Below are 12,403 nucleotides of genomic sequence, written 5' to 3' on the forward strand. Positions count from 1 at the left end.
CCGCGCTGATGACGAAGCCGGATGCCGACCTCGTAGTCGAGAACCCGCTGACCCGACCGCGATGGGAATTTCCGGCTCTAGCCGTGTTGCTGATCGGCACTGCGGCGGCCTATCTGTGCAACCTGACCGCCAACGGCTGGGCCAACTCGTTCTACGCGGCCGCCGTGCAGGCCGGCTCGGTGTCGTGGAAGGCGTTCTTCTTCGGATCGTCGGACGCGGCGAACGCGATCACGGTCGACAAGACACCGGCCGCGCTGTGGCCGATGGAACTGTCGGCGCGGGTATTCGGATTCAGCAGCTGGAGCATGCTGGCACCACAGGTCCTGCTCGGTGTCGCGTCGGTGGCACTGTTGTGGGCGACGGTTCGCCGCTACCACGGTCCGGCGGCCGGTCTGCTCGCCGGCCTGGTCCTCGCCCTGACTCCGGTGGCCGCGTTGATGTTCCGCTTCAACAATCCCGACGCACTACTGGTGTTCCTGATGATCGCCGCCGCCTGGGCCATGTTGCGCGCCACCGAATCCGGGCGTTGGCGCTGGCTGGTGCTGTGTGGGCTGTTCATGGGATTCGGTTTCCTGGCCAAGCAGCTGCAGGTGTTGCTCGTGCTCCCGGCGCTGGCTCTGGTGTACCTGTTCGCGGGGCCGCCGAAGCTGGGTACCCGGCTGCTGCAACTGTTCGCCGCCGGTGCGGCGATGGTGGTGGGCGCGGGCTGGTGGGTGCTGATCGCGCAGCTGTGGCCGGTCGACTCGAGGCCGTATTTCGGTGGTTCCCAGAACAATTCGATCATCGAGCTGACCCTCGGCTACAACGGTCTCGGTCGGCTCAGCGGTGACGAGACAGGCAGCGTCGGTCCCGGTGGTGAACTTCCCGCCGGTGGCAACGGAATGTGGGGGCAGACCGGTATCACCCGATTGTTCGACTCCGCTCAGGGTGGGCAGATCGCGTGGTTGCTGCCTGCCGCGCTGATCTTCGCCGTCGTGGCCCTGATCTTCTACGGCCGCGTGGCACGCACCGACCTGCGACGGGCATCGGTAATGCTGTGGGGCGGTTGGCTGCTCGTGACCGGGCTGGTCTTCAGCTTCATGAAGGGGATCTTCCACCAGTACTACACGGTCGCCCTCGCGCCTGCGGTCGCCGCGCTGACCGCGATCGGCGCCGTCCTGCTCTGGCAGCACCGCGACCGGATGGCGGCTCGTGTGTGCGCCGCCGCGACGATGGGCGTGACCACGGCTACGGCCTGGGTATTGCTTCCGCGCACCAGCGATTTCGTGCCTTGGCTGCGATGGGTGATCCTGGTCGGCGGTCTCGGCGCGGTGCTCGCGCTGCTGCTTCCGCCCAGACCGAAGCGGTCGGCGTTCGCGGCCCTGCTCGCCGGGATACTCGCGCTGAGCGGGCCTGCCGCCTACACCGTCGAGACCATCGCCTCGGTCAATGCCGGGTCCATTCCCAGTGCGGGCCCGGAAGTCCGTGGCGGACGGGGTATGCCCGGGCCCGGTGGCGAAATGCCTGACGGTAGAGGAGGAATGGGCGGTCGCGACAATGCGCCGATGGGCGGTACCGTGCCCGCAGGCGGAGCCCCCGGCAACGGTTCCGGTGGAGGCGGTGTCCCGAGCGCGACGGCCGAGGCAACTGCGCCCGGTGGGGGTGCTGCCGGTAGTGCTGTGCCGAACGGCGGCGGCTTCCTCGGTGGCGCGAGCCAGGTGAGCGACAAGGTGATCGCGCTGCTCACCGACGACGCGGACAACTACACCTGGATCGCGGCGGCCACCGGCTCGAACTCCGCCGCCACCTACCAGCTGGCCACCGAACGGCCGGTGATGTCGCTGGGCGGGTTCAACGGCAGCGACCCGTTCCCTACGCTCGCTCAGTTCCAGCAGTACGTGGCCGACGGCCGGATCCACTACTTCATCGCGGGCGGCGGCGGTGGCCCAGGAGCGCGGGGCGACGATGCGATCGCCGCCTGGGTCGCGGCGAACTTCACCGCTGTGCAGGTCGACGGCGTCACTGTCTACGACCTGACCAACTGAACGACGGGTAAGCGACGACCACGGGGCCGTCGCGTACCCCCGTTCACAGGAAACGCCCAGTTTCCTTCCAGGTCCGTGTGCGGTGGGCCAGCCATGCTGAATCCATGACCGCCGAACCACCCGAAGCCCGCATCCTCGTCGTCGACGACGAGCCGATGATCGTCGAGCTGCTGAGCACCAGCCTGCGATTCCAGGGCTTCGAGGTGGCGACGGCCGCCGACGGTGCGGCCGCGCTCGACACCGTTCGCCGCTTCCGTCCCGATGCGCTGGTCGTCGACGTGATGATGCCGGGCATGGACGGCTTCACCCTGCTGCGCAGGTTGCGTGCCGACGGCGTCCAGGCACCCGTGCTGTTCCTGACCGCCCGCGACCAGACCGAGGCCAAACTGACCGGTCTGGGTCTCGGCGCCGACGACTACGTGACCAAACCGTTCAGTCTCGAGGAGGTGATCGCCCGCATCCGGGTGATCCTGCGCCGTGCGGGCGCGGCAGCTCCGCAACGGAATCCCCGGCTGCGCGTCGCCGACATCGAGCTCGACGACGAGAGTCACGAAGTGTGGAAGGCGGGGGAGCCGGTGAGCTTGTCGCCGACCGAATTCACCCTCCTGCGCTACTTCATGGTCAACGCGGGCAAGGTGCTGAGCAAGCCGATGATCCTGGATCACGTGTGGCACTACGACTTCGGCGGTGACGCGAATATCGTCGAGTCGTATGTGTCGTATCTGCGGCGCAAGATCGACACCACCGAACCCAAACTCATCCACACGCTGCGCAGCGTGGGATACGTGCTGCGGGAACCGAGGTGAGTGTCTCAGCTCGGGTCGCACGGCGTTTCGCCGCTGTGCCGCTGCGTGTCGGCCTGGTGGTCGTGCTGCTCGCGCTCGCGACGGTGGTGCTCACCGCGGTGGGGGTGGTGGTCACCTCGGTGATGTCGAACTCGCTCACCGACCGGGTCGACGAACAGCTGACCGATGCCGCACGAACCTGGGCGCAGCCGAGAGCGATGAAGCAGGTCACCGATTCGGCGGGCAACATCCGCTGGCTGCCCGCCGACGCACCGGACGCCATGCCGATGGAAGGGGAGCAGCCGCGCCGGTTCGCCGAGATCCGCACCGGTCCCGACGGCGAGGTCTATCTCGAGTCGCCCGGCGCCGCCGACGGCTCGTCCGGACTGCCGGACGTCACCGGTGACGAGCGCGGCCCGCGCACGGTCGGATCCCGCAGCGGCCCCGACACCGACTGGCGGGTGCTGACCACCACGAACGGCCACGGCTCGGTCACCGTCGGGCTGTCGCTGTCGGAGACCCGGCAGACGATCACCGGCCTGCTTCTGGTGCAGGTCGTCGCGGGCGTCGCCGCGTTGCTACTGCTCGGCGTCGTCGGCTATCTCGTGGTGCAGTGGAGCCTTCGCCCGTTGCGTGCGGTGGAGGAGACAGCGGCCGCCATCGCCGACGGTGATCTGCACCGCCGTGTTCCGGTGCGCGGTGTCGACACCGAGGTCGATCATCTCGCCCGTTCACTGAACGTGATGCTCACCCGGATCCAGGACGGTGTCGCCGCGACCGAGGCATCGGAGGCGGCGGCGCGGCGTTCCGAGGCGAGGATGCGTGAGTTCGTCGCCGACGCCAGCCACGAATTGCGCACCCCGCTCACCACCATCCGGGGATTCGCCGAGCTGTACCGGCACGGGCACCGTACCGACCCCGAGACCCTGTTCGGCCGGATCGAGGCCGAGTCCATCCGGATGGGCGGCCTGGTCGGTGACCTGCTGATGCTGGCCGATCTCGATGCCAACCGGCCCCTCGAGCGGGCGCCCGTCGACCTGCTGGCCCTGGCGCGCGACGCGGTGGGCGATGCCCACGCCCGCGATGCCGGACAGTCCGTCGCTCGCGCGATCGAGCTGGAAGTCGCCGGTGACGGAGCCATGGTCGTGGTCGGGGACGAGGCAAGACTGCGACAGGTCATGGCGAACCTGCTGGGCAATGCGCTCACGCATACTCCGCCCGGAACCCCGGTCACCGTGCGTCTGCGCCCCGGTGACGACGAGGTCGCCATCGATGTCGTCGACGAGGGGCCCGGTCTGCCGGCCGAGGCCGCGTCGCGCGTGTTCGAACGGTTTTATCGCACCGACGACTCGCGCACACGGTCCAGCGGGGGCTCCGGTCTCGGGCTGTCGATCGTCGCGGCACTGGTGGCGGCCCACGGCGGGCGCGTCGGCGTCGAGAGCACGCCCGGTCGGGGCGCCACGTTCACCGTGGTGCTGCCCCGCGACATGGGCTGACTACGCCGTGACCGGCGTAGGCTCCCGATGCACCGCCCGGCGGCTGATGAGCGCGCCGAACAGCGTGGCCAGGGGAGTCATCAGCACGGCGTACACGGCGGCGGGCACCGCGATGCGCGCACTGTCGAGGACGGTGATCGCCAGCGTGATGGCGATCGCGCTGTTGTGCACGCCGACCTCCATCGACGACGCGATCGCCTGCGGCGCGCTCACCCCGAACGCGAGGGGCACCAGGTAACCGGTGGCAAGGCTGGTGACACAGAACACCATGGTGATCGCGCCGACATCGAGGAAGTAGCCGCCGATCGCCGCCCGGTCCGCGATCATCGTGACCGCCACGATCACCGCGAGGATCAGCACCGACGCGATGCGCACCGGCAGGTCCATCCGGGCCGCGAACCCCGGTGCCCGCCGCCGCACCTGCATGCCGATCAGGACCGGGATCAGCACGATCGCGATCACCTGCACGGTCTTGCCGAACTGCAGTCCCAACTGGCCCGTCTCGTTCTCGGCGAACTGGTGGATGGCCAGATTGGTGACCACCGGCACGGTCACCACACACAGCATCGAATTGACCGCGGTGAGCGTCACATTCAGTGCCACGTCACCACGGAACAGGTGACTGAACAGATTCGCGGTCGCCCCACCCGGCGAGGCGGCGAGCAGCATCATCCCCACCGCGAGCAACGGCTCGAGGTCGAACAGCATCACCAGCCCGAACGCCACCGCGGGCAACACGATCACCTGACACACCAGGGCCACCGCGACGGCCTTCGGCGCCCGCGCGACCCGCGTGAAATCGGCCCCGGTCAACGACAGGCCGAGCCCGAACATGATGACGGCCAGCGCGGGCGGCAGAGCCGTGGAAAGAAACGAGGAGTTCATGCACCACCGATCGTCGCGGAACCCCTACCTTATGCGGCAACAGCTTTCGCCACACCGCTGTTCGAGCGAACCCGGGTCCGGGCAGCGTCGGACAGCGATGTGGCGACAGTCCATGAGCAGGTCTCAGGCGGCGAGGGCGTGCGAGTCGCGCGGCCACCGTCGATGTGCTGCGTCGATGACGTAGGGATGGGTGTGCTGGTAGAGCCGGTCGGTGATGCGAACGGCGTCGGCCAGGCGAGCGGGGTCGATGGTTCCGATCTCGTGCAGATGGGTGATCTCGGCCGGGTCGTGGCGGGGCCAGGACCGCAGCGCGACCGTGGTACCGAGGGCGGCCAGGCCGAGCAGTACCAGCCAGGTGGTCGTGAAACCGGCTGCGGTGGTGAGCCATCCCGCGATCGGATAGGTGAGCAACCACGCCAGGTGCGACAGCGAGAACTGCGCGGCGAACAACGCGGCCCGGTCGGCGGGTTGCGAGGACCGCCGCAGAATCTGCCCGGTCGGGGTCAGGACGGCGGCAGTGCCCGCCCCGATCACGGCCCACACGGCGCCTGCCGCGATCCAGCGCCACTGTCCCGCCGCGGCATTCGACAGCGCCACGGCCGCGCCGAGTCCGGTCATCAGGGTCGTGGCACCGCTCAGCATCACCGGCCGGGGGCCGACCCGGTCGAGCACCCGTGGCAACGACAGCGCCACGACCATGGTGCCGAAACCGTTGGTGGCCAGCAGGATCGCGACACCGGTCTGCGAACCGCCGAGCGTGTCGCGCACATAGTTGACGGTGTTGACCATGATGACCGACCCGGCCGCCGCGACCACCAGGTTCAACCCGAGCAGCCCACGCAGCCGAGGCGTCGCGGCGAAGATCCGCATCCCCACCGCGATCCGCTGCCGGAAACTGCCACCGGTGGTCGCACCCGCGTCGGGAATCCTGGTGGAGACCACGAGGACGGCCGAGACCACGAAGCCGATGGCGGTGCCGACGAACAGCCAGTGGAAGCTGATCAGGGTGAGTGCCGCCGCCGCGAGCATCGGGCTGAGCAGCGTCTCCATGGTCGCGGCCAGCTGGGCCGCCGACAGCGCCCGGGTGTAGTCGCGTTCGTCGGGCAGGATGTCGGGGATCACCGCCTGATACGTGGGAGTGAAGGCCGCCGATGCGGTCTGCAGCACGGCGATGAGTACGAAGATGTGCCAGATCTGGTCGATGAACGGCAACGCCAGCACCACGGCACCGCGCACCGCGTTGAGCGAGACGAGGAAGAGCCTGCGCGGGAACCGATCGGCATAGGCGGCGACGATCGGGGCGACGGTCACGTACACCAGCATCTTGATGGTGAGCGCGGTGCCGAGCACGGCCCCTGCCTCGGCGCCCGCCAGTTCGTAGGCGAGCAGACCGAGTGCGACCGTGGTCAACCCGGTGCCGAACAGCGCCGTCATCTGGGCGGTGAAGAGCCGGAGATAGTCGCGGTTGGCGAACAGCGAGGTGATCATGCTCTGAAGGTACGACTTCACGGCCGGAAAGTAAACCCCTAGGGGGTATAGGTATCGAATCTGCGGATCCGAGCCCGATAGCTCCCTGACCGGGTGCGATAGGGGATACTTCGCAGGTGACGATGAGTGAAGAATCAGTACCGGACGCGGTCACCGCGATCAGCCAGGTGATCGGCGCCGAGGCCTGTTCGGGCATCGGCTCGTTCCAGTTCTGGTTCGCCGACGGGCGCTGGGAATGGTCCGACGAGCTCGCCGAGATCTACGGCTACGGCCCCGGTGAGGTCGAGCCGACCACCGAGCTGCTGCTGTCGCACAAGCACCCCGACGACCAGCAGGATCTCGGCACCGCGATCACCTGCGCCATCGACGCGGGCGAACCGGTCTGCGGCAGGCACCGCATCATCGACACCCGAGGCGCGGAGCACGAGGTGATCATCGTCGGCGACCACCTCACCGACGACGACGGCACGGTGATCGGCACCACCGGGTACTACATCGACGTCACTCAGCGTCTGGAAGGGGAACGCAAGGAAACCCTCGACGAGACCCTGCCCGAACTGATCGAGGCGCGCGCCGCCATCGAACAGGCCAAGGGGGTACTTGTCCTCATGTACGGCGTCGGGCCCGACCAGGCGTTCAAAGTACTGCGCTGGCGCTCCCAGGAGACGAATACCAAACTCCGCGACCTGGCCGCCCAGCTCGTCGAGGACGCCCGCGGCCTCGAACCCCAGGTGCCGGGTTGCCGGACCCGCTTCGACCACCTGCTGCTGACCGCGCACGAACGAGTCGATCAGGCCTGACGCGGTAGCGGAATCCGGCTGTATACCAGACTTTTTCGGGTTCCCGGCGAGCCGTCGTCGCGTCGCCACGCAGTGCTAGTGTGCGAATCGTCGGCGCCCTCTGTGCCGCGTTGATCGATGGGAGTAATCGGTATGGGTGTCAGTTTGTCCAAGGGTGGCAACGTCTCGCTGACCAAGGCGGCGCCGAACCTCACCGCTGTGGCGGTCGGTCTCGGCTGGGATCTGCGGACCACCACCGGCACCGACTTCGACCTCGACGCCAGCGCCATCGCGCTCGGCGCCGACAAGAAGGTCGTGTCCGACAAGCACTTCGTCTTCTTCAACAACCTGAAGTCCCCCGAGGGCGCGATCGAGCACATCGGTGACAACCGCACCGGTGAGGGCGAGGGCGACGACGAGGTCGTCAACGTCGACCTGGCCAACACCCCGCCGACCATCGAGAGCATCGTCTTCCCGGTCTCGATCTACGACGGCCTCACCCGCAACCAGTCCTTCGGCCAGGTCCGCAACGCCTACATCCGCGTGGTCGACCAGGCCAACGGCGAGGAACTGGCCCGCTACGACCTGTCCGAGGACGCCTCGACCGAAACCGCCATGGTCTTCGGTGAGCTGTACCGCAACGGCGCCGAATGGAAGTTCCGCGCCATCGGCCAGGGCTACGCCTCCGGCCTCGAGGGCATCGCCCGCGATTTCGGCGTCAACCTCTGATTCGCCCCGCACCGGGGTCGCGCGCCGCGGCCCCGGGCGGTTGATCGGGTAGTGCGCTACGCGCGCGGAGGCGGTGGCACCGACGCACGCTGAAGCGCATGACCATCGAGAACTCTTTCACCCATACCGAGGCCACCGGTGAATTCCGCTCGGGCCCCGAGGCAGGCGCCACCCCGATCGGCAGTGTCGGACACGGTGTGCGCGAACTGCGCTACGCCGCGGTCGACGAGCTGGCCGTGTTCGAGGGCGATATCGTGCTCGGTACGCTCGCCGAGATCGACGACCGCCGCAGACTCGAAGGCATCGTTGTCACCGGCGAATTCTTCCGCTGGCCCGGCGCGGTGGTTCCATTCGAGATCGACCCCGGTCTACCCGCCCCGCACCGCGTGCACGACGCGGTCGCACAGTGGCACGAGCGAACCAGGATCCGCTTCGTCCCACGCACCGCGCAGCACCCGGACTTCGTGCGCTTCGTCCCGAGCACCGCGAGCCGTTCCCCGGTGGGCAGGCAGGGTGGTCCGCAGACGATCGAGCTCGCCGATTCCGCCCCGGTGGGCACCGTCGTACACGAGATGGCCCACGCGCTCGGACTCTGGCACGAACAGAGCAGGCAGGACCGCGACGCCTTCGTCGAGGTGCGCCTCGCGCACGTGGACCCCGCGCACCGCCACAATTTCGCCCAGCACATCACCGACGGTGACGATGTCGGCGGCTACGACTTCGGCTCCATCATGCATTACCCCCCAACGGCTTTCAGCGTCGACGGCAGTCCGACCATCGTCGCGCGCGTGCCGTTGCCGCCCGGCACCGGCATGGGCCAGCGCACCGCGCTCTCACCCGGTGACGTAGCCGCCGTCCACGCCATCTATCCCGGCTGAACGGCGGGCGTGCGGAATTCGAGTGGTGCACTACTCGTGCCCGCCACCACCTCCGGCGCCCACGCTGACCACACCAGCACACACTCCCCGGGCGAGGTGACCCCATGGATACCGAGAGCGAAGTACGCACGGACGCATGGCGCGAACAGATGGACGCCGCATCGCGGCGGTTCGCCGACACTGCCGAGCAACGCGAAGAGGTGGAACGCAGACGTGCCGCCACCGAGTCGGTGGTCGTCGACACGAAAGAGCAGATCGTTGCCCGCGCCGACCGATTGCTCGTCACCGGGGAGGTGCCCGCCACCGCGGTGATCGAGCTGGGCAGGCACGACCCGGTCGACAGCATCGGTTCCCTCGAGCGGGTGATCGGCTTCGCCAACGAGTTGCAGGCGGTGAACTTCCTGACCCGTGGTGCCCGCGCGGCGCAGGCGGTGGCCCGGATCTCGCTGAACGACAACGGCCGCCAAATCCCGATCGGCACCGGGTCGATGGTGTCGCCGCAGCTGTTGCTCACCAACAACCACGTGCTGCCCACGGTGGCGGATGCCGCGTCGGTGGTGGTCGAGTTCGGGGCCGAGGTGGCGGCGAACAACGTGCCCGGCCCGACGGTGCACTACCGGCTGGCGCCCGAGGATCTGTTCGTCACGAGTGAGCACCTCGACTACACCCTGGTGCGGGTCGCGCCGAACGCCGACGGTTCGTTCCCGGGTGGGGAGTTCGGCTGGAACAAGTTGATCGCCGAGCCGGGCAAGATCGTCATCGGCGAGGCGATGAACGTGGTCGGGCATCCGTCGGGCAGGCTCAAGGAGATCTCGATCCGGGACAACCGGCTCGACCTGCAGCTCGAGCATTTTTTGCACTACCACTCCGACACCGAACCGGGTAACTCCGGTTCGCCGGTCTTCAACGACCAGTGGGAGATCGTCGCCCTGCATCACGCCGGGGTGCCGAAGAAGGACGACAAGGGCCGGGTGCTGCGCAAGGACGGCAAGCTGTGGCAGCGCGGCGACGGTGACGACGCCATCGAGTGGATCGCCAACGAGGGCACCCGGGTGAGCGTGCTGCTGCGCGACCTGGGCTCCCGCAGCTTCGATCCAGCCCAGCGCGCACTTCTCGACGAGCTCGGCCCCACTGCGGCCCTGCCTGTCGTCGAGACCACGACAAAAGCTGTGCCACAGCCTGTTCCGGTACGGGAGAGCACCGTGCGTGGGCTGCGCGGACGACCGGTCGGGGCGGCCGGGCGCAGCGTGCTGTTCCTGCACGGCCGCGGTCAACAGGGGCGCGATCCGGTCGAACTGCGCCGCACCTGGACCGCGGGCCTGAACAAAGGACTCACCCTGGCCGGTCTCGGCCCGGTCGACCCCGCCGACGTCTACTTCCCGTTCTACGGTGACCGCCTCGTCGAGAGCATGGACACCCGCGAAGGCGTCGACACCGGCCCCGCCCTCTACGAAGACCTGGTGGCCGAGGCCGCCCACCGCGCTGGCATGCCGACCGACCTGCCCGCCGACCCGCAGACCCGCGAACTGTTCGGCGGTTTCGGTGCGGTCCTGCTCGACCGCTTGCATGACCAGCTCGGCTGGATCGCCGCCCGCAGCGGACTCGATTCGGCGCTCATCGGCGCCATCTTCAAGGACGTCGCCGCCTACCTCGACGACGAACGGGTCCGCAAGGGCGTGCTCGACGCGGTGCTGGCCGACGTGCCGAGCGGCGGCGAGCTGGTTCTGGTGAGCCACAGCCTCGGCACCGTGGTCGCCCTCGATCTGCTCACCCAGCTGCCGCAGGAAGTGACCGTGCGAATGCTGGTCACGGCGGGAAGCCCACTCGGTCTCGACGGTGTGTACCGCAAACTGCTCACCGGTGGGGCGAACCGGCCCGAGCGCGTCGGTGAGTGGCTCAACACCTGGTACGCGGGTGACCCCATCGCCATCGGCTGCCCGCTGAGCCAGGCGTGGGGTGCCGGCCTGCGTGAGGTTCCGGTGGAGAACCCGAAGGAACGCGCGCACGACATCGCCGAATATCTCGCGCACGCCGCCGTCGCCGCCACCATCGGTGGCGCGCTGTCCGCATAACTCTCACGAAGGCAGGTGCACCATGACACTCGAACTCGGCGACCACGTCTGGTACTGGAACGGCCGGATGTCGACGGACAAGAACATTCCGAGGGCGCAATGGTTTCCCGGCACGAACCCGCACGATCCCACCGACTACGGCGGGCACGGCAAGGAGATCTTCCACTACGTGATCCATGCCGACGAAATCGCCCGTGGCCGACCGCACATGCGCAATCACGAGGGCAGTTTCGCCTGGCTGAACAACAATCCCGGCAATATCACCGGTGTGCCGGGCGGCCCGGACTACGGTCAGTATCCCGGCAAGTTCAACTGGCACAATTTCCTGGTCTTCCCCTCGTGGGGCGCCGGCTATTTCGCGATCGCGCAGCTGCTGCGCTCGGCGTCGTATCGCGATCTGTCGATCCTCGACGGCTTCGCCCGCTACGCCCCCGCCTCCGACGGCAACGATCCCGCCACCTACGCCCATGCGGTCGCGAACGCGCTCGGCATCTCCGTCGACACCCGCCTCGGTGATCTCGACGACGACCAGATGCGGGTGGTGCAGGACAAGATCCAGGAGATCGAGGGCGCGGTGCCCGGCGCCGGCCTGGCCTGGGATTCGGAAGAGGTGCCGCCCGAGATCGCCGCTCAGCTGCCGGCGTTCCGCCGGGTCCGGCGTCCGCGTGCGCTCGCGCGCGGGGCGTTCACCGTCGACATCTCCGCCCCTGTGGACCCGTCGGGCTACACCCAGGCGCACGGCGGACCCCATCAGGGCGGGCATCAGGGACCGAACTGGTACATCGAGTACGGCATGGACCTAGGTGGCGTGGCAGGCACGCCGGTGTTCGCCGCCTTCGACGGTCACATCACCCGCTTCACCCCGCACAACCCGGCCGTCGACAGCGGAAAGGTCTACGGCGCCCAGATTTTCGTGCGTGCGCCCAACGACATGATGGGTGGTTTCTACACCCACCTCACCGATGTGCCGGCGGGTCTCGGACCGGGTTCGACGGTCTCGCGCGGCGACTTCCTCGGCACGGTGCTCGGATTCGGCGGAATTCCGCCGCATCTGCATCTCGCGCTGGTGGAGATCATCGGTGGTGCGCCCGGCGGCCAGTATGTCGGCGTCGACCTGTACCAGACCTTTCTCGCGCTCGAGACTTCCGAGCCGGGGTCGGTGGTGACTGTGACCTTCTCCCAGGACGGATCGGCGCCCGGCGAGGGTATGAGGGCCGGGCCCGCCGAATCCGTGCCGGTCGGCTAGCGCACGGGTCTGCGGAGGGAC

At 68.3% G+C, this 12,403-nt stretch carries 10 protein-coding genes; 8 read left to right on the forward strand and 2 right to left on the reverse strand.

Features of this window, described 5'->3' with window-relative positions; genetic code table 11:
* The first annotated feature begins 8 nt into the window (after nucleotides 1–8).
* The 3 genes from AB0I19_RS03350 to AB0I19_RS03360 all read left to right on the forward strand — a co-directional run bounded on the left by AB0I19_RS03350 (nucleotide 9) and on the right by AB0I19_RS03360 (nucleotide 4,305).
* Nucleotides 9–2,024 (forward strand): glycosyltransferase family 39 protein, encoded by a 2,016-nt coding sequence (locus AB0I19_RS03350; protein ID WP_357143850.1) that lies wholly within the window; start codon nucleotides 9–11, stop codon nucleotides 2,022–2,024.
* A 104-nt stretch (nucleotides 2,025–2,128) separates the two neighbouring features.
* Nucleotides 2,129–2,830 (forward strand): response regulator transcription factor, encoded by a 702-nt coding sequence (locus tag AB0I19_RS03355; RefSeq protein ID WP_357143852.1) that lies wholly within the window; start codon nucleotides 2,129–2,131, stop codon nucleotides 2,828–2,830.
* A complete protein-coding gene (locus tag AB0I19_RS03360) occupies nucleotides 2,827–4,305 on the forward strand; it encodes a HAMP domain-containing sensor histidine kinase (RefSeq protein WP_357143854.1) in 1,479 nt (492 codons plus the stop codon). Before AB0I19_RS03355 ends, AB0I19_RS03360 begins: the two co-directional genes overlap by 4 nt.
* Here AB0I19_RS03360 and AB0I19_RS03365 read toward each other — a convergent pair whose 3' ends face one another.
* Nucleotides 4,306–5,190, reverse strand: coding sequence for a bile acid:sodium symporter family protein (locus AB0I19_RS03365; protein WP_357143856.1), 885 nt, complete (start codon nucleotides 5,188–5,190; stop codon nucleotides 4,306–4,308).
* Between the two features lie 123 nt (nucleotides 5,191–5,313).
* Nucleotides 5,314–6,678 (reverse strand): MFS transporter, encoded by a 1,365-nt coding sequence (locus AB0I19_RS03370; protein ID WP_357143858.1) that lies wholly within the window; start codon nucleotides 6,676–6,678, stop codon nucleotides 5,314–5,316.
* A 122-nt stretch (nucleotides 6,679–6,800) separates the two neighbouring features.
* Here AB0I19_RS03370 and AB0I19_RS03375 point away from each other — a divergent pair, with 122 nt between their 5' ends.
* The 5 genes from AB0I19_RS03375 (at nucleotide 6,801) to AB0I19_RS03395 (ending at nucleotide 12,382) form a co-directional block, all read left to right on the forward strand.
* On the forward strand, nucleotides 6,801–7,478 hold the full coding sequence (locus AB0I19_RS03375) for a PAS and ANTAR domain-containing protein (protein WP_357145104.1): 678 nt from the start codon (nucleotides 6,801–6,803) through the stop codon (nucleotides 7,476–7,478).
* 132 nt (nucleotides 7,479–7,610) lie between these two features.
* Nucleotides 7,611–8,186: a TerD family protein gene (locus tag AB0I19_RS03380; RefSeq protein WP_067489596.1), complete on the forward strand. Its 576-nt coding sequence runs from the start codon at nucleotides 7,611–7,613 to the stop codon at nucleotides 8,184–8,186.
* A gap of 98 nt (nucleotides 8,187–8,284) precedes the next feature.
* Nucleotides 8,285–9,064 (forward strand): M12 family metallopeptidase, encoded by a 780-nt coding sequence (locus AB0I19_RS03385; RefSeq protein ID WP_357143859.1) that lies wholly within the window; start codon nucleotides 8,285–8,287, stop codon nucleotides 9,062–9,064.
* A gap of 104 nt (nucleotides 9,065–9,168) precedes the next feature.
* Nucleotides 9,169–11,136 carry a serine protease gene (locus tag AB0I19_RS03390; protein ID WP_357143861.1) on the forward strand — a complete coding sequence of 656 codons (1,968 nt, stop codon included), beginning with the start codon at nucleotides 9,169–9,171 and terminating at the stop codon, nucleotides 11,134–11,136.
* Between the two features lie 22 nt (nucleotides 11,137–11,158).
* Nucleotides 11,159–12,382 (forward strand): peptidoglycan DD-metalloendopeptidase family protein, encoded by a 1,224-nt coding sequence (locus AB0I19_RS03395; RefSeq protein ID WP_357143863.1) that lies wholly within the window; start codon nucleotides 11,159–11,161, stop codon nucleotides 12,380–12,382.
* Nucleotides 12,383–12,403: the final 21 nt, after the last annotated feature.

Origin of the sequence: Nocardia sp. NPDC050413, from assembly GCF_040655475.1 — a bacterium.
Classification (GTDB): domain Bacteria; phylum Actinomycetota; class Actinomycetes; order Mycobacteriales; family Mycobacteriaceae; genus Nocardia; species Nocardia coubleae.

Coding starts and splice junctions, on each gene's coding strand:
- AB0I19_RS03350 (WP_357143850.1), top strand. CDS start 9: ATGACGAAGCCGGATGCCGACCTCGTAGTCGAGAACCCGCTGACCCGA.
- AB0I19_RS03385 (WP_357143859.1), top strand. CDS start 8,285: ATGACCATCGAGAACTCTTTCACCCATACCGAGGCCACCGGTGAATTC.
- AB0I19_RS03380 (WP_067489596.1), top strand. CDS start 7,611: ATGGGTGTCAGTTTGTCCAAGGGTGGCAACGTCTCGCTGACCAAGGCG.
- AB0I19_RS03375 (WP_357145104.1), top strand. CDS start 6,801: ATGAGTGAAGAATCAGTACCGGACGCGGTCACCGCGATCAGCCAGGTG.
- AB0I19_RS03390 (WP_357143861.1), top strand. CDS start 9,169: ATGGATACCGAGAGCGAAGTACGCACGGACGCATGGCGCGAACAGATG.
- AB0I19_RS03370 (WP_357143858.1), bottom strand. CDS start 6,678: ATGATCACCTCGCTGTTCGCCAACCGCGACTATCTCCGGCTCTTCACC.
- AB0I19_RS03365 (WP_357143856.1), bottom strand. CDS start 5,190: ATGAACTCCTCGTTTCTTTCCACGGCTCTGCCGCCCGCGCTGGCCGTC.
- AB0I19_RS03355 (WP_357143852.1), top strand. CDS start 2,129: ATGACCGCCGAACCACCCGAAGCCCGCATCCTCGTCGTCGACGACGAG.
- AB0I19_RS03395 (WP_357143863.1), top strand. CDS start 11,159: ATGACACTCGAACTCGGCGACCACGTCTGGTACTGGAACGGCCGGATG.